Annotated in this window: 15 protein-coding genes and 1 riboswitch; of the genes, 4 read left to right on the top strand and 11 right to left on the bottom strand. The window is 63.4% G+C overall.

All coding sequences use genetic code 11. The annotated features are described in order from the left end of the window. Positions 1-10: 10 nt before the first annotated feature. The 6 genes from GPICK_RS16500 to uvrA form a co-directional block, all read right to left on the bottom strand. Positions 11-604 carry a phosphatase PAP2 family protein gene (locus tag GPICK_RS16500; protein ID WP_052263218.1) on the bottom strand — a complete coding sequence of 198 codons (594 nt, stop codon included), beginning with the start codon at positions 602-604 and terminating at the stop codon, positions 11-13. 16 nt (positions 605-620) lie between these two features. Continuing rightward, complete coding sequence (locus GPICK_RS00695; RefSeq protein WP_039739613.1) at positions 621-2,081, bottom strand: class I SAM-dependent DNA methyltransferase; 1,461 nt, start codon at positions 2,079-2,081, stop codon at positions 621-623. Positions 2,082-2,285: 204 nt separating this feature from the next. Next, positions 2,286-3,389, bottom strand: a complete 1,104-nt coding sequence (locus tag GPICK_RS00690; RefSeq protein WP_039739610.1) for a Fic family protein — start codon at positions 3,387-3,389, stop codon at positions 2,286-2,288. Continuing rightward, positions 3,389-5,014 carry a restriction endonuclease subunit S gene (locus tag GPICK_RS17650; RefSeq protein WP_201773202.1) on the bottom strand — a complete coding sequence of 542 codons (1,626 nt, stop codon included), beginning with the start codon at positions 5,012-5,014 and terminating at the stop codon, positions 3,389-3,391. The genes GPICK_RS00690 and GPICK_RS17650 overlap by 1 nt, the downstream gene beginning before the upstream one ends. Continuing rightward, complete coding sequence (locus GPICK_RS00680) at positions 5,011-7,785, bottom strand: type I restriction endonuclease subunit R (protein WP_039739608.1); 2,775 nt, start codon at positions 7,783-7,785, stop codon at positions 5,011-5,013. The genes GPICK_RS17650 and GPICK_RS00680 overlap by 4 nt, the downstream gene beginning before the upstream one ends. A gap of 181 nt (positions 7,786-7,966) precedes the next feature. Beyond that, positions 7,967-10,813, bottom strand: a complete 2,847-nt coding sequence (gene uvrA, locus GPICK_RS00675) for an excinuclease ABC subunit UvrA (protein WP_039739607.1) — start codon at positions 10,811-10,813, stop codon at positions 7,967-7,969. Positions 10,814-11,131: 318 nt separating this feature from the next. Further along, a riboswitch (cyclic di-GMP riboswitch) is annotated at positions 11,132-11,208 on the top strand. Positions 11,209-11,278: 70 nt separating this feature from the next. Here uvrA and GPICK_RS00670 point away from each other — a divergent pair. Then, complete coding sequence (locus tag GPICK_RS00670) at positions 11,279-11,818, top strand: hypothetical protein (RefSeq protein WP_039739606.1); 540 nt, start codon at positions 11,279-11,281, stop codon at positions 11,816-11,818. 14 nt (positions 11,819-11,832) lie between these two features. On the opposite strand, the gene ppk1 is transcribed toward GPICK_RS00670, so the two are convergent. The 4 genes from ppk1 to GPICK_RS00650 all read right to left on the bottom strand — a co-directional run bounded on the left by ppk1 (position 11,833) and on the right by GPICK_RS00650 (position 16,428). Then, positions 11,833-14,016: a polyphosphate kinase 1 gene (gene ppk1, locus GPICK_RS00665; RefSeq protein ID WP_039739605.1), complete on the bottom strand. Its 2,184-nt coding sequence runs from the start codon at positions 14,014-14,016 to the stop codon at positions 11,833-11,835. 70 nt (positions 14,017-14,086) lie between these two features. Continuing rightward, positions 14,087-14,326, bottom strand: a complete 240-nt coding sequence (locus GPICK_RS00660; RefSeq protein ID WP_039739603.1) for a hypothetical protein — start codon at positions 14,324-14,326, stop codon at positions 14,087-14,089. After that, on the bottom strand, positions 14,323-14,982 hold the full coding sequence (locus GPICK_RS00655; protein WP_039739602.1) for a ParA family protein: 660 nt from the start codon (positions 14,980-14,982) through the stop codon (positions 14,323-14,325). Before GPICK_RS00655 ends, GPICK_RS00660 begins: the two co-directional genes overlap by 4 nt. 36 nt (positions 14,983-15,018) lie before the next feature. Continuing rightward, positions 15,019-16,428 (bottom strand): phosphoglucomutase/phosphomannomutase family protein, encoded by a 1,410-nt coding sequence (locus GPICK_RS00650; RefSeq protein ID WP_039739600.1) that lies wholly within the window; start codon positions 16,426-16,428, stop codon positions 15,019-15,021. Positions 16,429-16,575: 147 nt separating this feature from the next. Between GPICK_RS00650 and GPICK_RS00645 the strand changes: the two genes are divergently transcribed. From GPICK_RS00645 to GPICK_RS00635, 3 genes are all read left to right on the top strand, one after another. Continuing rightward, a complete protein-coding gene (locus tag GPICK_RS00645; protein ID WP_039739597.1) occupies positions 16,576-17,172 on the top strand; it encodes a 50S ribosomal protein L11 methyltransferase in 597 nt (198 codons plus the stop codon). 64 nt (positions 17,173-17,236) lie between these two features. After that, on the top strand, positions 17,237-17,827 hold the full coding sequence (locus GPICK_RS00640) for a peptidylprolyl isomerase (protein ID WP_039739595.1): 591 nt from the start codon (positions 17,237-17,239) through the stop codon (positions 17,825-17,827). Between the two features lie 185 nt (positions 17,828-18,012). Beyond that, on the top strand, positions 18,013-19,341 hold the full coding sequence (locus tag GPICK_RS00635) for a DUF4139 domain-containing protein (RefSeq protein WP_236685603.1): 1,329 nt from the start codon (positions 18,013-18,015) through the stop codon (positions 19,339-19,341). A 74-nt stretch (positions 19,342-19,415) separates the two neighbouring features. On the opposite strand, the gene GPICK_RS00630 is transcribed toward GPICK_RS00635, so the two are convergent. After that, positions 19,416-20,534: a hypothetical protein gene (locus tag GPICK_RS00630; RefSeq protein ID WP_039739592.1), complete on the bottom strand. Its 1,119-nt coding sequence runs from the start codon at positions 20,532-20,534 to the stop codon at positions 19,416-19,418. Between the last annotated feature and the right edge of the window lie 37 nt (positions 20,535-20,571).

The raw sequence follows: 20,571 nt of genomic DNA, 5'->3' as shown, positions 1-20,571 counted from the left end.
CCCCTCCCTCCTACCCCTCCCTCTGCCGCCCCCTTCGGCCGGCAAACGCTTCGTACCCTTTCCAGACCACCCATCCCGAGCAGATCCCGACCACCGCGCCAGCCGTCACATCCAGGGGATAGTGGGCCCCCACGTAGACCCGCGAGTAGGCCACCAGCACGGCAAAGGCATAGAGCGGCACCTTCCACCCCGCCCCCCGCCGCCACGAGAGGGTGAAGGCGGTCACGAAGGCGAAGATCGCGTGCCCCGACGGAAACGAGTTCCGAAGCTTCACCTCGCCGAGGACCATGATCCGGTCGAGGCCGATGGCGAGCCCCGGGCGTGGGACCTGGGCGATTCCTTTCAGCAGCTCTTCGAGGCCGAGGCCGAGGACCGTGGCGAGACAGAAGAGCCCCACGTAGCGCAGCGGCAGCCACTGGCGCCGCGCCAGCCCCACGCAGAGGAGGATCGCCGCGTAGAGGTAGACGATTTTCGAACCGCCGAGAGAGATCATCGCCTCCATCACCGGGTCCAGCAGCGGGTGGTGGGCGTGGTTGATCGCCATGAAGAGCTTAAAGTTGAGGCTTTCGGGGCCGTAGAGGGTGTGATAGAGGTGAGGGTTCATCTACTCTCCTTCAGAATTAACGGTTCGCCAGCGCGGCAGCCACATCACGAAACGAGTTCAGCGCCGCTTCCAGGTGCTCGATGATCTCTTGCGCCAGGACGTCAGGCGGTGGGAGTTCATCCAGATTATCCAGGTTGTCATCCTTCAGCCAGAAGAGGTCGAGACTGGCCTTGTCCCGGGCCATAAGTTCTTCGTAGGAGACGTATTTGAAGCGCTCGGTCTCGGTGCGCTCGTGCCGGTTGTCGGGGTTGTAGCAGGCGATGAAATCCTGAAGGTCGTCGAATTTGAGCGTCTTGGTCTTCAGCGTAAAGTGCTTATTGGTGCGAAGATCGTAAAACCAGATCCCCTTGGTGTGAATGGTGCCGTCCTTGGGCCTGGCGTCGAAGAACACCACGTTCGCCTTCACCCCCTGGGCATAAAAGATGCCGGTGGGCAGGCGCAGGATGGTGTGGACGTCGCAGTTTTCCAAAAGCTTCTTCCGGATCTTCTCCCCGGCCCCCCCTTCGAAGAGGACGTTGTCGGGTAGCACCACGGCGGCCTTGCCGGTTTCTTTCAGCATCGAGGCGATATGCTGGAGGAAGTTGAGCTGCTTGTTGGAGGTGGTTTCCCAGAAATCCTGGCGCTCATAAGTCAAGGCGTCCCTGTCCTCCTCCCCTTCCTCGTTGGTGAAGGTCATGCTGCTCTTCTTGCCGAACGGCGGGTTGGCCAGCACATAGTCGAAGCGCTGTTTCGGCTCGGAGATGAGGGCATCGGAACGGTCAACCGTCGGCTCGCCGTCCAGTTCACCGATGTTGTGCAGGAACAGATTCATCAGGCAGAGGCGGCGGGTGTTCGGGACGATCTCGTTGCCGAAAAAGGTCTTGTGCCGCAGAAACTCCTTCTGCTTCTTGTCCAGCGTATTCCCTTCACGGGTGAGCCATTTGTGAGCGCCGAGGAAAAAACCGCCGGTACCGCAGGCCGGGTCAGCGATGGTCTTCAGCGGCTCCGGCCTGATGCAGGCCACCATGGCGTCGATCAGATGCCGGGGGGTGAAGTACTGGCCCGCGCCGCTCTTGGTGTCTTCCGCGTTTTTCTGCAGCAGACCTTCGTACAGATCGCCCTTGGTGTCGGTATCCATGCCGACCCACTTCTCCGCGTCGATCATCTGCACCAGGCGGGCCAGCTTGGCCGGGTCCTGAATCTTGTTCTGGGCCTTGAAGAAGATTGCCCCCAGCATGCCGGGTTCGGTGCCCAGTTTATGGAGAATGGCCAGATAGTGCGCCTCCAGCGGCTCGCCGGATTTGCCCCGGAGCGAGGCCCAATCGAACCCCTTCGGAATCTTCGTATCCCGGTTGTACGGCTCCTGCGCGTATTCGTCCGCCAGCTTCAGGAAGAGCAGGTAGGTGAGCTGTTCAAGGTAATCGCCATACCCCACGCCGTCGTCGCGCAGGGTGTGGCAGAAATTCCAGACTTTCTGGATGAGGGCACTGCTGGTCATGCGTCTATATCTCCCGTTCGGCACTCAAGGCGTGGTATCCCCGGTGCCTCAATTCGCTTGATCGTTAGTGAACAGCATACCCGCTGAACGGACGAGCAACCTTTGCCGTCTGTTTGTGTCCGGCGGGGGAGTATCAATCTTATTTGTGTCCGACAAAACAAGATTAACAGGACACAAAATCATCTTGTGTATGCAGGATCGGACTCAAAGCACATGCCGCCCTTCCGCCCGGTTGAGCAGTTCGCGAAATGCCAGAACGGCCGGCCGGCGTCCGCTTTGCTCGCGCAATGCATGCAGGATACCGGCATCGCGCAAGGTTCTCAGGAAGGGTAAGGCCGTCTGCTTTGGGATGCCGGAGCGTTCGACAAAATCGCTGGAGCGGAAAATGGGGCGATCAAATAGTGTATCAAGCACCGTTATTGCGTGCTGCGAACGGGTTAGCACCGTAATCTGCTGCTTCATCTCCTCGTATAACGCCAGGATTGCGCGCACCCGGTCAGTGTTGGCCCGAGCCTGGTCGGTCACCGCTTCGAGGAAAAAAGCCACCCACCCTGTCCAGTCATCACCCCGGCTGATGGCCTGCAGCCGCCCGTAATACTGGTCACGGTGTGCCTCCAGATACTCGCTCAGGTAGAACATGGGGCTGCCAAGCGCCCTTTTCTGATACAGAAACAGCGGGATGAGCAGACGACCGATACGACCGTTCCCGTCCTTGAAGGGGTGAATGAGCTCGAACTGCGCATGTGCCACCGCCGTCTGCACCAGAATGTCCACGTCATCGACAGCCAGATAGTTTTCCCAAGTCTGAAGATGATCGAGCAACTGCAGGGGCGAGGGGGGGACAAAGCTCGCCTGTTCGATGGTGCAACCGGCGGGGCCGATCCAGTTCTGGTCGCGGCGGAACTCACCCGGTGTCTTGTTGGCCCCGCGGACGCTGTCCAACAGGACGGCATGCATCTGTTGCAGCAGCGACAGCGTGATCGGGCGGTGCTCAAGGAATTCCGACGCCATGGCCAACGCCTTGCGGTAATTCACAATCTCCTGGATGTCCTTGACCTTCTCGCTTTCGAATTCCAGGCCGGCCTCGAACTCCAGCACCTCATCCACAGTGGCCTGCGTTCCTTCGATCTTTGATGAAAGCACGGCTTCGCGCTGGGTTAGCGGCGAGAGCATCACCGCAGGATTGACCACGCTTTGCAGCAGGCCGTCGTATCGCGCCAGCGCCGCGTTAGCCGGTCCGATCCAAGAAATCAGCCGTGCGAAATCGAGGTTGCCAAGAGGCAATATGTTCGGAATGTACGGTTGCATCAGTCCGTCTCCTTGCGTTTGCGTCCACGCAGGCTGGTTGTCCCCTTGCGTGTTGCCCGCTCGGCGCGAATGCGCTCCAAGAGCACGCTGGCCGGTTCGTCGGCCGGGTCTTGCGGGACGAGCTGGCCAGAAAAGGCGGCTTTGAGGATGTTTTTGCGTTGGGCGGCGGCTTGGGCGAGGGAGTACTTGATCGCTGTTGATTGCTCAGTCGCTAAGTTGAGAGCGAATTCGACTAATCGAACGATCTCTTTCATTTCTTCAAGGGGAGCCATCGGAAATAGAAGTCGCTCAACAATCGATTTGTTCATAGCAGGTTGATTGTTTCCGCTACTCCCACGGCGTGTTTGCTCGTACTGTGACCATAGCCAATAATAGACGTACTCTGAAGGCACATCTGTTTCACTCCCCAAAATCGCCGCACAGTTTTGATTGTTTGCAGCTTCTATATCGAGAATTGCAACCTGGCCTCTTGTTTTCCCCTCGCCAATCATGCCAAGCAGAACACTGCCGACCGGGTTGATCTGCGTACTGCTGTTATTTAGCCCTTCTTCCGTGATCGTTTCTTTAGTCACCGTGATTCGTGAGAATTGTACCTCGCCGGAACTTACCCAAGGGATACTTCCATTCCAGTATGTAGGCTCCTTCCTACTGGGTGTTGCTCCTACCGCGACCCGAAAGCACTCTCCAATTGAGCTCCACACCCACCCCTCCGGCAATTCCGGCAGATTGGCGGTATCCGGCGGCACCGGCTCGGGGTACTTGTCCCGCCATCCTTTGGGCGGGGTTTTGCCCTGCTCCCTGAACCTGGCGAGCTGCTTCTCTTCCCAGCGGGCGCGACGCTCTTTCAGGATGCGCTCAAGCAGTTGGGCGCCGGATTCCCCCTCACCCCAACCCCTCTCCCCAAGGGCGAGGGGCTTTTCTTGCTCCCCTCTCCCCGCGGGAGAGGGGATGGGGGTGAGGGGGGCTTTCCTCCGCCACTCCGCCGTCAGTTCCCCCTCCACGGCCGCTTTCAGCAGCGATTGGCGGTACTGGGCCAGCTTCTTCTGGGCGGCCTTGAGTTCGGCTACTCCGGCGTCCAGGTCGGAGAGGAGTTCTTCGAGTTTTTCGACGATGCGGATTTGTTCTTTTCTTGGTGGAATGGGAAGTGGCAGAGTTGACAGATTTCCACGAGAAATTCGCTTGCGAGTAGAGCCACTTTGAAGAGAATGGATTCGTTCTCTGAACTCAGGTGCATTCACGAAATGCATTAGCCAGCGATGGTCGAAATTATCCGACACAGAAGACCTCACAACACAAACATCTACTACAGTCACGCTGTCTCTGACATCGCCAGGGAAGATACATGCTCTACCGAGGGGGTCTGGCATCCGCGCAACTAAAACATCACCTTTTTTCAGGAGAGTGCAGCCGAGATCTACAGCCTTGTTTTTTGTGAGGAATCTATTGGATTTATTGACAAAGTAGCCATCACCAATATCCGCAAGCTGCACTAATCGCACATCGCCATTAGGGTCTTGGTCTTTACTTTCAACCCAATCACCATCTACAAATAAACCATCAGCACCAATCAACTCTGGGATAGTTGCTTCTATCCATCCTGCCGGTAAATTTTTGTGATTACTCACGCCACCAACTCCCCATTCATCTCATCCATCACCTCATCCAACTCCTTCCCGAACAGCCCCCACGCCTTCTGCAAGCCCCCCTTGTTGGCAAACTCGGCGTAATCGAAATCATCGCGGGTTATGCAGCAACTGGAGGAGATATGATCCTTCATCATCCGGAGCCATTCGGTCTGCTCGGCGGTGAAGGCGGTGGTGCGGCGGGCATTGTGGCGGAAGATCCATTCCTGGAAGCGTTTGTCCACTTGGTCACGAAACGGCTTCAATTCAGCATCCAGACCGATGGCAAAGCGAACCAGGGCGACCAGGTCGGTCAGCTGGCGCTTGGAGTCGGAGCCGTTTACCTGCGAACTCTTCACCCGGGCATAGGCACTCCAGAGCCGTTCGGTGGTGAGCAGCAGCGGCGGCCGGGAAAGGGTGTCGTGCAGCTCCTCGATCATCTCGAAGGTCAGGGCCCGGCGCCGGAACGGCTGCTGGTAGAAGAAACCCAGGGCCTGGATTTCGTCCTTGTGCCGGCTGATGTAGTCGGTAAAGGTCTGGATCACCTTCCGTGCCCGCTCCTCGGCCTGGGCGCTGAAGCCGGTGAAGGTGACCTGGTCCAGGTTGATGTGGTCGATGATCTGCTCCCGCTCCCGTCGGGCCGTTTCGATCTCGTCCCGCAGTTCGGGATTGTCGAAGGGGGCGCAGGCAGTGGCCACGCACTGGAGGCGGGCAGCAGTCAACTCATCCTCGGTCAGGGTCTCTTCGGTGCGGGTGATCCCCCTGGCCTGGGCGGCGGCGATGGCGGCCTCCACGATCCGGTCCGGGTCGAGGGCGGTCAGGAGTGCCTTCCCCAGCATCCCCACCGATACCCCGTCCGATTTCTTCTCGATCCGCCGGAGCGCCTTGTCGTCCAGCTCCTTGGCCAGCCGCACCAGGCGATTGGCCAGGCTGAGGAGGGTGTCTTCATCCCGGTGCCCCAGGGCCACCCCCATCATCAGGTCTTTCAGCGGCACCGACGGCTTTTTCTCCAGGGGGCGGCTTTCGGTCTTGAGCGACTTCTCCACCCCCACGGCATCGATCAGCACGAAGCGGCTCTTGGCGCTGTCGGCGCTGTTGGAGACCCGCTTCAGATCGTCATGGCCGAGGCTGCGTACGCCGCGTCCCTTCATCTGCTCGTAGTACCCCCTGGAGCGGACGTCACGCATGAAGAGGAGCACCTCTAGCGGCTTCACGTCGGTGCCGGTGGCGATCATGTCCACGGTGACGGCGATGCGCGGGTTGTAGTCGTTGCGGAAGCTGGAGAGGATGCTGTCCGGGTCTTCCTCCGCCTTGTACGTGACCTTTTTGCAGAAGGCGTTCCCCTGATTGTATACCTCGCGGACGATCTGGATGATGTCGTCGGCGTGGCTGTCGGTCTTGGCGAAGATCAGCGTCTTGGGGGTCTCCGTGCGGCTGGGGAAGATCTCGGTCTCCACCGCCGTCTTCATGGCTTGGATAACTTTGCGGATCTGGCTGGGGTTGACCACCGACTTGTCCAGCTCCTTGCCGTTGTAGAGAACGCCCTCCTCGGCCTCGGCCCAGCGCTTCTTCCGGGTCTGGCGGTCCCGATGATCGACCCATTCCCTGGCCTTTACCTCGGCCCCCTTCCTGGTGATTTCGGTTTCGATCTCGTAGACGTCGTACCCGACGTTCACGCCGTCGGCGACCGACTGCTCGTAGGTGTACTCGGCGACGATGTTTTCGCTGAAGAAGCCGAAGGTCCGCTTGTCCGGGGTGGCGGTGAGGCCGACCAGAAAGGCGTCGAAGTAGTCGAGCACCTGTTTCCAGAGATTGTAGATGCTGCGGTGGCATTCATCGATGATGATGACATCGAAGGTTTCCACCGGCACGGCCGGGTTGTAGCGCATCATCTTGGCCTGCCTGTCGGCCTGCTGCACGTCGAAGAGGGAGATGTCCTCCGCGGAGTCGTCAATGGGCTCGCCCGAAAGGATGGAATACATCCGCTGAATGGTGCTGATGCAGACCTTGGCCGCCGGGTCGATGGCGGGACCGTTGAGGCGCTGGACGTTGTAGAGTTCGGTGAATTTTCGGGCGTCGTCGGGTGGGGTGTAGGCCATGAACTCCTGGTGGGCCTGCTTCCCCAGGTTGCGGGTATCCACCAGAAACAGGATCCGCTTGGCGCCGCCGTACTTCAGCAGGCGGTAGACCGAGGTTATGGCGGTGAAGGTCTTGCCGGCCCCGGTTGCCATGTGCACCAGGGCGCGTGGTTTGTTCAGGGCGAGGGACTTCTCCAGCCCGGTGACGGCGCCGATCTGGCAATCGCGCAGGTTCCGGGTCGGTAGCTCCGGCATCTGCTCACAGAGACGGCGGCGGAAGGAGTCCTGCTGGTTCAGCCATTCGGCAATCTGTTCGGGCTTGAAGAAATGGAAGATCTCTCGGGCGCGGGGAGCGGGATCACGGCCATCGGTAAAGTGGATGATCTGGCCGGTGCTTTCGTAAAGGAAAGGGAGCGGCGCGGCCTTGACCTGCCACTTAAGGACGCTTCTGGCGTAACGATCTGTCTGGTCTTCCACGAAGGTGAGGATGGTGTTGTCGGCCTTGGCCTCGATCACCCCCACCGGTTCACGATTCACGAACAGCACGTAGTCGGCCGGACCGGTGTCGGTTGGGTATTCGCGTACGGCAACGCCGAGGCTCGCGCTCAGATTGATCTTCTTGAGGTCCTGGACAGCCCAGCCCGCCTGTTCGAGCTTTTGATCTATCCTCTGCCGCGCCTTGGCTTCAGGTGTCATTTCCGGCCTCGTGTCGTGTCATCATCACCGCACCTCCAGCCGCGGCCCCTCGATCTTCCCGAAATCCCGCCGGCTGGCGGTGACGCCGGAGTGTAGCAGCTGGATTGTCATTCAATCAAGAGAATCCACAGGAGACGTTCGCCGTGAAAGCCCACCGAGTCAAGGAGGATTTTCAGGGTGCTCACAACATTTTGCGCAAATACTGGCCGGTGTACGACCGCGTCACCGCCGCCACCTCCTCCGGGGTCCCGGTGGCGATGACTTCGCCGCCGCGGTCGCCCCCTTCGGGGCCGAGGTCGATGAGCCAGTCAGCGGTCTTGATGACGTCGAGATTGTGCTCGATGATGACGATGGTGTTCCCCCCCTCCACGAGCTTTCGCAGCACCTCCAGCAGCTTGGCGATGTCGTGGAAGTGGAGGCCGGTGGTGGGCTCGTCGAGGATGTAGATGGTGCGGCCCGTGGCGCGGCGGGCCAGCTCCTTGGCAAGCTTCACCCGCTGGGCCTCGCCGCCGGAGAGGGTGGTGGCCGCCTGGCCGAGGCGGATGTAGCCGAGCCCCACCTCCTCCAGGGTCTGGAGCTTCGTCTTGATCTTCGGGATGTTCTCCAGGAAGCGGAGGGCCTCGGAGACGGTCATGTCCAGGACCTGGGCGATGGATTTCCCCTTGTAGGTCACCTCAAGGGTCTCCCGGTTGTAGCGGGCCCCCTTGCAGACCTCGCACTGGACGTAGACGTCGGGGAGGAAGTGCATCTCGATCTTGATGATCCCGTCGCCGGAGCACGCCTCGCACCGCCCCCCCTTCACGTTGAAGGAGTAGCGCCCCGGCTTGTAGCCGCGCACCTTGGATTCGGGGAGCTGGGCGAAGAGGTCGCGGATGTCGGCAAAGACCCCGGTGTAGGTGGCGGGGTTGGAGCGCGGCGTGCGGCCGATGGGGGACTGGTCGATGTTGATGACCTTGTCGAGCTGCTCCAGCCCCCGGATCTCTCTCACTGCGCCGGCCTTCTCGCGGCTCCGGTAGAGGCGCTGGCCCAGGACCTTGTAGAGGGTGTCGATGACCAGGGTCGACTTCCCCGAGCCGGAGACCCCGGTGACGCAGGTCATGACCCCCAGGGGGATGTCGACGGAGACATCCTTCAGGTTGTTCTCCGTGGCCCCTGCCACGGTGATAAAGCGCTTCGGCTTTCTCCGCTTCTTCGGCACGGCGATGGCGAGCTCCCCCGAGAGGTAGCGGCCGGTGAGGGATGCGGGGTCCGCCATGATCTCCGCCGGGGTCCCCTGGGCCACCACGCGGCCGCCGTGTTCGCCGGCGCCGGGCCCCATGTCGAGGACGTGGTCCGCCTCCAGGATCGTCTCCTCGTCGTGCTCCACCACGAGCACCGTGTTGCCGATGTCCCGCATGTGCTTCAAGGTCTGCAGCAGCCGCCCGTTGTCCCGCTGGTGGAGGCCGATGGAGGGCTCGTCCAGGATGTAGAGGACCCCCACGAGGCTGGAGCCGATCTGGGTGGCGAGCCGGATCCGCTGCCCCTCGCCGCCGGAGAGCGTCCCGGAGGCGCGGTCCAGGGAGAGGTAGTCGAGACCCACGTTCACGAGGAAGTTGAGCCGCTCCCGGATCTCTTTCAGGATCCGGCGGGCGATCTCCTCCTCCTTGGGGGACAGGGAGAGGTCGGCGAAGAACGCCAGGGCATCCTTGATGGAGAGGGCGGTCACCTGCCGGATGTCGCGCCCCGCCACCTTCACGTGGAGCGCCTCCTTCTTCAGGCGCGCCCCCTGGCAGGTGGGGCACGGCATCACATTCATGTAGCGCTCCAGCTCCTCGTGGACCTGCTCCGAGTCGCTCTCCCGGTAGCGCCGCTCCAGGTTCGGGATCACCCCCTCGAACTCCTTGGTGTAGGTGTGGCGGCGCCCCCCGTCCTCCTCCCACCAGAACTCGATCTTCTGCCCCCCGGAGCCGCGGAGGATCACCTCCTGCACCGTGGGCGACAGCTCCTTGAACGGGGTCCGGATGTCGAAATCGAACGCCTTGGCCAGGGCGTCCAGGGTCATGTGGTACCAGCCGGAGAGCCGCTTCTCCCACGGCACGATGGCCCCCTCGCGGATGGAGAGGTCGGGGTTCGGCACCACCAGCTCCGGGTCGAAGTACATCCGCGTGCCGAGGCCGGTGCAGTCGGGGCAGGCGCCGTAGGGGTTGTTGAAGGAGAACATCCGGGGGGTCATCTCGGGGTAGGAGATGCCGCAGTCGATGCAGGCCAGGGCCTCGGAGAAGAGGATGGTGTCTTGTAGGGGCAATTCATGAATTGCCCCTACGGGTCCCCCGACAATCGCCACCTTCACCACCCCTTCGGCATGGTTCAGGGCCGTCTCCAGGGAGTCGGCCAAGCGCCGCTCGATCCCCTCCTTGACGATGATCCGGTCCACCACGATGTCGATGTCGTGCTTTTTGTTCTTGTCGAGGGGGATCTCCTCGGTTAGCTCATATTGGACCCCGTCCACGATGACCCGGGCGAAGCCGTCCTTGCGGAGCTGGGCCAGCTCCTTCTTGTACTCCCCCTTGCGCCCCCGCACCATGGGGGAGAGGAGCTGGAGCTTGGTCCCCACCGCCAGGGCCATGATCTGGTCCACCATCTGGGAGACGGTCTGGGAGGTGATCTCCCTGCCGCACTGGTAGCAGTGGGGGCGCCCGACCCGGGCAAAGAGAAGCCTCAGGTAGTCGTAGATCTCGGTGACGGTGCCGACGGTGGAGCGGGGGTTGCGGCTGGTGGTCTTCTGCTCGATGGAGATGGCGGGGGAGAGCCCCTCGATGGACTCCACGTCGGGCTTCTCCATCTGCTCCAGGAACTGGCGGGCATAGGCCGAGAGGGACTCCACGTAGCGGCGCTGCCCCTCGGCGTAGATGGTGTCGAAGGCCAGGGTCGATTTCCCCGAGCCGGAGATGCCGGTGATGACGACGAGTTTGTCCCGGGGGATCTCCACGTCGATACACTTGAGGTTATGCTCGCAGGCGCCTTTGACGATGATGGTGTCGTGTGCCATGGGACTCCGGGGAGCTGCGCGGTGGAATGGGGCCAAGGCCCGCTGCCGGCATCGGCGCCCGGCAACGGATAACTATAGCACACACGGCACCGTTTTGGCTGCACCTACCTGGTCTGCCGTACGGAGACCATTCTTCTCCTTCGGCCGCCGGAGGGTGCCCGAAATGGGGCAGGAGATTGCGGTTATGGGACAGCCCCGGCAAAACGGAAAACCGGCCGTTGCATCAATAACGACGCATCACCGCAGCGTTACGCCCCTCGGACACTCTCTGGCACGTTCCCTGCTCCTGAAACGCTGACAACCACATAATCGCTCGATAGACGACAATACTAAACCATCCGCAAGGATGGGACGGAAAGCCTACAGGGTCTCACCGAGACAGCCGGGTCGCCGAAATATCTCACGATATTCCGCCCCGGCTGTTTCTGTTTCCGGCAGGGGCATCAATCACGAGGAGGATACGCCATGAAACGACGGACGCGCTTTGCTTTCACCGCTGCCCTGGCCCTTCTGGCCGGGACCGCCCATGCCGGAGACGTGGGGTTCACCTTTGGCATCAACGTCGGCAACCGGCCGGTACCGGTCCGTTACGAGCCAGCCTACGCCCCGGTCTATACCCCGGCGCCGGCCCCCATCATAATTTCGGAGCCGCCGGAGTTCGTGGTGCCGCCCCGGCTGGGGTTCCGGGTCGCGGTGGACCTCCCGTACGACCTCTTTGCGGTGGGGGGAAACTATTATCTCTTCCGTGACGCTTCCTGGTACTGCGCCCCGTCTTACCGGGGGCCCTGGCGGACGGTCGAATACCGCAGGGTGCCCTGGGAACTGCGGCGCTACCCCCTTGCCAGGGTTCGGGACTGGCGGGATCGGGAATGGCGTCATCGCTGCGATGACGGCGACCATGACCGGTCGGACTGGCGCGGGGAGGAGCGGCGGCACTGGAGGGAGGCAAGGGAGTGGGATCATGGGGGGTGGCGCCACGCCCGGCACGATGAGGACGACGACTGATTGGCGGAAGTCCCCTATTTCAGGTTGCGCCGCACGACCCCCACGGCCTTTTTCTTCTTGAGGCGCGCCCCCTGACGGGCCCGCTTCTCGGCCATTGCGATGAGGATTTCGTGGCTGCCGCGGGGGTCCTCCGCGCCGGCTGGCTGCAACTGCCGGCAGGTGCCGTCGGGATTCATTTCCCAGGCGCAGCGCCGGTCGTTCAGGTTGGTGTCGAGGATGGAGCGGAGCTCTTTCCGCAGCTCCGGGGCTTCCACCGGGGCCAGCACCTCCACCCGGTATTCGAGGTTGCGCTTCATGGCGTCGGCCGAGCCGAGGAAGTATTCCTCGTCGCCGCCATTGCGGAAATAGTAGATGCGTGAGTGCTCCAGAAAACGCCCCACAATGCTCACCACCCGCACCGTTTCCGAAAGTCCCGGCAGACCCGGCCGCAGGCGACAGCTGTCGCGCACGATGAGGTCAATCCGCACCCCCCGACGGGCCGCCCGGTAGAGGGCTGCCACGATGTCCGCGTCCTCCAGGGCGTTCATCTTGAACTGGATCTGTCCCGGCATGTCGGCGGTATGGAGCAGCGCCTCCCGCTCGATCTTGGCCAGGAGCTCCTTCTTCAGGTGCTTGGGGGCCGGCAGGAGCTTCCGGTAATTTCGCTTGGGAGTGTAGCCGGTGGTGAGGTAGTTGAAGAGCTCGGTGGCATCCTGACCAATGACGTCGTCACTCGTGAGGAGCCCCAGATCGCTGTAGATTCGCGCGGTGCCGGGGTGATAGTTGCCGGTACCGATGTGGACGTAGCGCCGCAGTCCGTTATAGTCCTGCCGCACCACCAGGATCACCTTGCAGTGGGTCTTGAGCCCCACCACCCCGTAGGTCACGTGGACACCGGCCTCCTCCATCCGTTCCGCCAGCCTGATGTTGGCCGCCTCGTCGAAACGCGCCTTGAGTTCCACGGCCACCGCCACCTGCTTGCCGTTGTTGGCCGCCTCAACCAGGAAATCGATGAGCCGGCTGTCCGGGGCGGTCCGGTAGAGGGTCATCTTGATGGCCCGCACCTTGGGGTCCTCGGACGCTTCCTGAAGAAACCGCTCTACCGAGGTGGAGAACGACTCATAGGGGTGCTGGAGGAGGATGGAGCCCGCGTCGCGGATGATGTGAAAGATGTTGCGCCGTGTCTGGAAGCGGGGATTGTCAACGGGGTGATGGGGCGGGTCCCTCAGGAGCGGATATGGCAGGCCGGCCACCTCCAGGAGGTCGCGCAGGGCCAGCATTCCCTCCACCTCGAACACGTCCGACGACTCGTCCAGTTCCAGCTCGGCGGCGAGCATCCCCCGATGGACCGGATCCATGCCGTCTCCCACCTCCAGCCGGACGATGGGGGCGAAACGGCGGTCCTGGAGTTCGGACTCGATGAGGGAGAGGAGATCGTCGGCCTGCTCTTCGGATCGCTCCGTGTTGGCGTTTCGGGTAACCCGGAAAAGCTCGCACGCCATTACTTCCATCTCGGGAAAGAGCATCTCCAGGTTGTGGCGCATCACCTCCTCCAGGGGGACGAAGCGCTCGCCGTTCCCCACGCGGAGAAAGCGCGGGATGCCGGCTCCCACCGGAACCTTCACCCGGGCGAGGGAGGTCTCGCGATCGCCCGAATAGCGCAACGTCACCAGAAGATTGAGGGAGAGGTTTGAGATGAAGGGGAATGGGTGGGCCGGATCGATGGACTGGGGGGTCAGAAGGGGGTAGATGTTGCGGTAGTAATGCTGACGCAGCACCGTTCGCTCAGTTTCGGACAGCTCGCTGTAGCCAAGGATTTCGATGCCCGCCCCCTTCAGGAGCGTCAGCAGCTCTCCGAACGCTCTCCGCTTGCGCTCGACCAGCTCCCGGACCACGGCGTAACACTCGGCAATCTGTTGCAGGGGGGGGCGGCCATCCACGGTGGGGTTCTGCACCCCGGCCCCCACTTGCTGTTTGAGGCCGCCGATCCGCTTCATGAAGAACTCATCCAGGTTCGAGCCCACAATCGCCACGAACTTGGTCCGCTCCAGAAGCGGGGTTCGCGGATCCTCTGCTTCGTGGAGAACCCGCTGGTTGAACTCAAGCCAGGTGAGTTCGCGGTTCAGGTAGAGTTCGGGCGCCGCGAGATCGATCTCTGCTTCCCCCGTGGCAATCGGATCGAGGATGTCGCTTTTCGGCAGTCGACCTTTGTGCACCATGTTACAGCCATCCCTTCTCGTTGAAGATGTTGAGCGGCAGGAGCGCCGGGAACGGTCGTCGTGGACGATGTCAGCGTTTGGCCAGGTACTTGGCGATCAGTCGCTCCACCAGATGCTCCACGCTTTTTTCCTTACGGGCGGCCTCAATCGTGAGCCGGGCGAAGACCTCCGCGTCGAGTCGCAGCACCAGTGTCGCTTCGTCCGACGCGGCCACAGGCCGGCCTTCGGCCCCTCCCTCGGCGAAACGGATGGCCGTCGCCGGGTCGAACAGCGGTTTCGCCACCGTCGGTTTTGTCTTCGAGCGGGTCATGGACGCCTCCCTTTGAGTATGGCGCGCACCTCGTCGACCAAGGCGCGCATTTCAGCATGTGCGGTTCGATCGAGCCATTCGTCGACGGAGAGTCCCCGCGCCAGTGCCTCGCTGTAGGCCACCCGGTAACCGAGTCGTGTGGCCATTTCGGAGAGATTCAGTTCATCGCGTGCAGCGGCGCTCAGCTCCTGGGCCTCCCGGGTGTTCCCGCGGAACCGGTTCCAGACGATTCGGGCATCCACGTCGGAGCGGACCTGGCGGGCCTCTTCCACGGTCCTGACAAGGTCTGCCGTGGACCAGATTTCGGCAGCGCTGGCGTTGAGGGGGACGAGACAGAGCTGGCTCATGACGATGATCGCCCGCGTCATGGCGGCGAGCCGCGGAGGCCCGTCGATGACGACGTAGCGGTGTCCCCCCGACAGTTCAGCAACCCGGCTGACCAACTCCCGGTGATCCCGCGCCGCGGCAAGGGTGAGGTTTTCGGGCGGCATTTCCCCCTTGCGCACCTCGTACCATGAGGCGCTTGTCCCCTGGGGAAGGTCGCAGTCCACCAAGGCGGTCGGTTTTCGGAGCGAGAGGATGGCCGCCAGGTTGGTGGCGATCGTCGACCGCCCAACGCCTCCCTTCACCTGAACGATGCCGATGATGTCTGCCATGGGACTCCTCCTCGTACGGTGGGCGCCGATGGCGGCTCAGACCCGGGCGATCTCCCGCGCCGCCGCCAGAAGCCCGGTGACGACCTCCGGGTCACCGGCCTCGCTGTAGAGGCGGAGCACCGGCTCGGTGCCGGATGGGCGGATCAGGAGCCAGGAGCCGTCCTCGAAGATGAACTTGAAGCCATCGCGGAAATTGGTGGAGGCCACCGCATGGCCCGCAATGGTGTCGATCCGATCCTGTCTGAGCCGTGCGATGAGGTCCGCCTTGGATTTCTCGTCGATGGGGAGGTCGAGACGGCGGTAAGAGAAGTGCCCGATCTCGTCCATGGTCTCGTCCAGGAGCTGGCGAAGCCCCTTGCCGGACATCGCCATCGCCTCCAGGAGGAGGAGCCCCATGAGAACCCCGTCGCGCTCCGGGATATGCCCCTTGACGCCGAGCCCCCCCGACTCCTCCCCACCCATGAGGATGTCGTGCTCCAGCATCAGCTCGCAGATATGCTTGAAGCCGATGGGGGTCTCGAAGAGGGGAAGGTCGTATTTCTCCGCCAGGAGATCGATCATCCGCGTGGTGGAGACGGTCTTCACCACCCCTCCGCGGAGCCCCTTCCGCTCGAAGAGGTGACGGAGGATCACCGTAAAGATCCGGTGGGAGGAGAAGAACGCGCCGGTCTCGTCCACCGCGCCGATCCGGTCGGCGTCGCCGTCCAGGGCGAGCCCCACCCGAAAGCGGCCGCTTTCCACAAGCCGGCAGAGCTCCTCAAGATGCTCCTCCGTCGGCTCCGGCGGCTGGCCGCCGAAGTTCGGGTTCTCCTCCCCGTGGATCTCGAACGCCCCGGGGAGGAGCGCGGGGAGAAGGCCGGCGCCGGCGCCGTACATCGGGTCGACGGCCACCGGTATCTCCGCACGGCGGATCAGGTCGAGGTCGACGTAGCGGGCAAGCTGGGCAAAGTACCCCCCGGTGGCGCCAAAGAGGGTAACGGTGCCGGCGGCGCGCGCCTCGGCCAGGGGGAGCGCCTCCACCCCCCGCCCCGCCCCCCGGTTCGCCGCCACCAACTCCTCCAGGATCTTGGTGGTGGCGGGGCGGGCCGAGCCGCCGAAGGATTCCTTCACCTTGAAGCCGTTGTAGACCGGCGGATTGTGGCTCGCGGTGATCATCACCCCGCCCCCCGCCCCGAGTTCCCGCACCGCCCAGGAGACGGCCGGCGTCGGGGCGTAGCCGTCGGTGAGCCAGACCCGGATCCCGTTGCCGGCGGCGATCTCCGCCACCCGCTCGGCGAAGTCGCGGGAGAGGAAGCGGCGGTCGTACCCGATGACGAGCCCCTTGTCCGCGAGCCCTTCCCGCTTCAGGTAGTCCATGGTGGCCTGGGCCACGAGGGAGAGGTTGTCGAAGGTGAACTCCCGGGCGATGACGCCGCGCCACCCGTCGGTCCCGAACTTTATCTGCATGGAATGTATCCTCCCGGTTCGTCGCATCGCGAAATGGAAACCGGATAATTTTCCGCACTCTCCCGGCGCAAGTCAACCTTTTGTTTGTTTCCATCCGCCGGCAAATGGGGTAAGGTGGCGATTCATCACCCCTTACGGAGCTGTGCCATGTACGGACGCATCTTCACCCCCTTCCGCGTCGGGGGGTTCATCATCGTGCCGGAGGATCACCCCATCCCCGCGGGAGCCGGCCTCCCCCTCGTCATGGGGAAGAAGGGGGCCTTCGGCTCCGGCGAGCACGAGACCACCGCCTCCTGCCTGGAGGAGCTGGAGAAGTTCCCCTCCCTGGTCGGGGCGCGGGTCCTCGATCTCGGGAGCGGCACCGGCATCCTGGCGGTGGCAGCGGTGCGGCTCGGCGCCGCATCGGTGGTGGCGGTGGACATCGAGCCGGCGGCGGCACGCTCCTGCGCCGCCAACGTCCGGCTGAACGGGATGGAGGGGAGGGTCCACACCGTCTGCGGAGAGCTGGCCACCGTGGGGGGGAGCGGGTACGATCTCCTCCTCGCCAACATCTACGCCGACATCCACCTGGCCCTGGCCGACGAGATGGTCCGCCTCGTCCTCCCCGGCGGCACCCTCATCCTCTCGGGCATCCCGCTGCAGGACAAGTTCGACGTCCAGCGCCGCTTCGAGCGCCTCGGCTGCACCCTGGCCGACCTGCGCATCCTTGAGGAGTACACCACGTTCGTCATGAAGAAGGGTTGACCCGGCCGTCATTTTCCCCTATAAAGTGACAGACTTAGAGCCTACACGCGGAGGTATCCAAACAATGGTCAAAAGAATCATTTTCGCCCTCATCCTCGGGGGAATCTTCAGCGCCCTCGTCATCGCCGGCAATGCCGACGCCGCCGAAAAGGGGAAAAACCCGGTGGTGCTCATGGAGACGACCCTCGGCAACGTGAAGATCGAGCTCAACCAGGAGAAGGCGCCGGCCAGCGTCAAGAACTTCCTCGAATACGCGAAGGCGGGCTTTTACAACGGCACCATCTTCCACCGGGTCATCCCCGGCTTCATGGTCCAGGGGGGAGGCTTCACCACCGACCGGAAGCAGAAGGAGACCCGGGCCCCGATCAGGAACGAGGCGGACAACGGCCTCAGGAACGACCGGGGGACCATCTCCATGGCCCGCACTGCCAATCCTGACAGCGCCACCGCCCAGTTCTTCATCAACGTGGTGAACAATGACGGCCTCAACCGCCCGAGCCCCGACGGCTACGGCTATGCCGTCTTCGGCAAGGTGATCGAGGGGATGGAAGTGGTGGACAAGATCGCCGCCACCCCCACCCAGCGCCTCAACATGCTCTTCGCCAACCTCCCCGTGACGCCGGTGGTCATCACCGCGGTGAAGGTGATCAAGTAACGGCGTGCGGCACAACGAACGTTTCGAGAAGGGGGTCCTGGCGGGCCCCCTTTTTTGTGGTATATCCCTGTAAGGTCGCCAACCAACCCCGTGAGGTACGCCATGAAACGTCAGATGATCCCTCTCCTCGCCCTCCTCGCCCTCTCGCTCCCCCGCTGGCCGCCGCGGCGCCGGTCGTCTCCACCGTGGCCGACCAGAAGGGGGTCGAGCTCACCATCTACAACCAGAACCTCGGCCTGGTGAAGGACCGCCGGGAGATCCGCCTCGGCGCGGGGAGCGGTGAACTCCGCTTCATGGACGTGGCGGCCCAGGTCATCCCGACGAGCGTCGCCATCTCCTCCCCCGACGGCGGCCTCCGGGTGCTGGAGCAGAACTACGAATACGACCTCCTCTCCCCCCAGAAGCTGATGGAGAAGTACGTGGGGAAGGAGGTGAAGCTCTACCAGAAGAATCCCCAGACCGAGCGGGAAGAGAGCCTCACCGCCACGCTCCTCTCCACCAACGGCGGGCCGGTCTTCCGGATCGGCGACGAGATCACCTTCGGCCACCCGGGGCGGCTCATCTTCCCCGGCGTCCCGGAAGACCTCATCGCCCGGCCGACGCTGGTCTGGCTCCTGGAGAGTGCCGCCGCGAAGAGCCCGACGGTGGAGGCCTCCTACCTTACCGCCGGCATCTCCTGGCGGGCCGACTACATCCTGACTCTCGACGAGAAGGACCAGAGGGGGGACCTCGCCGGCTGGGTCACCATCGACAACCGGAGCGGCACGGCCTACCGCAATGCCACCCTCAAGCTGGTGGCCGGCGACATCCACCGGCTCCCCGAGGAGGAGCCGCGGCTGGAGAAGACCCTGCGCGCCGCGGCCATGGCGGCCCCCGCCCCGCAGTTCCGAGAAGAGGGGTTCTTCGAGTACCACCTCTACACCCTCCAGCGCCCCTCCACCATCAAGGATAACCAGACCAAGCAGATCAGCCTCGTCACCGCCGACGCCATCCCGGTGACGAAGGAGTACCTCTTCCGCGGCGACGGCTTCTCCTACACCACTCCCGTCGGCGATGCCGCCGGGAATCGGAAGGTGGGGGTCTACGTGGAGCTGGAGAACCGGCGGGAGCACCATCTCGGGATGCCGCTGCCGAAGGGGGTGGTGCGGGTCTACAAGCGGGATGCGGCGGGAAGCCTCCAGTTCGTGGGCGAGGACGCCATCGACCACACCCCGGAGAAGGAGAAGGTGCGGGTGAAGCTCGGCGACGCCTTCGACGTGGTGGGGGAGCGGAAGCAGGCCGAATGGAAGAAGATCGCTGCCGACACCTACGAAGCGGCCTTCGAGGTGCGGCTCCGCAACCACAAGCGGGAGGATGTCACGGTGAAGGTGGTGGAGCCGGTTCCCGGCGACTGGCAGATGCTCGCGTCATCCCACCCCCATGTCAGGGGGGACGCCCACGGTGCCGAATTCCGCGTCCCGGTGCCGAAGGAGGGCGAGGCGACCCTCACCTACCGGGTGCGGATGCGGTACTGAAATTTCCGGAAACGAAACGAGAAAAGGCGGTGGAGACACCGCCTTTTCTCATGAAAAGAAGAGGTCCGCCGCCGTCAGCGGCACGTCACCGGCTCGAAGCTCCCGTCATAGACCCCGACGCACTTCACGATCCCGCTGGTGGCGGGAGCTCCCCCTTCGAGGCGGGTGTTGGCGACGCGGGTCGTGGTGCCGGTGCCGGTGTAGATGGTGATGAGGGAGCCGGCAACCGACGATCCCTCCACGGTGGCCGTTCCGGAGTAGAAGCTGGAGACGCCGGTCCCCGCGGTCACCGCGGAGTTTTTCACCATCGGCGAGGAGTGGAGGTTGAAGATCCCGAAGGTGGCGCCGCTCCCCCCCGTCGTCACCGTGACGTCCGAGATGACCGGCGACGCCATGAGGTTGTAGATGCCGTAGGCGTTCTTCCCCCCCTCGGCGCGGACGGTGACGTGGGTCAGGCGGGGCGAGGCGCTCCCGCTGAAGATGCCGACGATGTTCCCCTCGGAGCCGCTCGCCTCCACCGCCAGGTTCCGCAGCTCGGCATGGGAGGCGCCGGCCACCACGCCGGCATCGGCCGCGCTCCCCCGGAGCAGCGTGGTGAGCTCCCCCGCCCCCTCCAGGTCGACGTACTCCTTCATGACGAGGGTGGCGAGCCCCAGATCGTAGCTGCCGGGCATGATCTTCACCAGGTATGGCTTGTCGGCCGAGGCGTCGGTGATGGCGTTCAGGGCATCGAGGGGGGAGGTGAAGTCGCCGCCGCTCGGGGCGACGATGACGAGGTTGGCCGGTTTTTTCAACAGCCCTTCGTGGGTATGGTCGCCGGCGGCCACGGTGCCGGGGCCGGTGCCGACGGGGAGCCGGGCCGCGTCGATGGTGCCGGTGACGATGTCGGCGCCGTCATGGCCGTGGCGGCCGATCTTGAAACCGGAGATGGGGCCGGTGATCTTGGCGTCGCTCACGGCGCCGTCGGCGAGTTTCGGGGAGGTGACGGCGCCGAAGCCGAGCTTGGCGTCGTTCACGGCCCCGTCCACGATCTTGCTGTTGGTGACCGCGTTGGGGGCGATGGCACGGTAGGTGACCGCGCCGTCGGCAAGCTGGTCGGCGCCGACCGTTCCCCCGGCGGCCCGGGCAGTGCCGCCGGCCAGCGGCAGGGTTGCCACCAGGGCGATGAATGCCGCTTCGGTTATCCGTCCCATCGTCTCCTCCCGTCCTGAAAAACAGCCGCGGTCCACG

Origin of the sequence: Geobacter pickeringii (genome assembly GCF_000817955.1) — a bacterium.
Taxonomy (GTDB): Bacteria; Desulfobacterota; Desulfuromonadia; order Geobacterales; family Geobacteraceae; genus Geobacter; species Geobacter pickeringii.
This window is presented reverse-complemented; position numbering and strand designations above follow the sequence as displayed.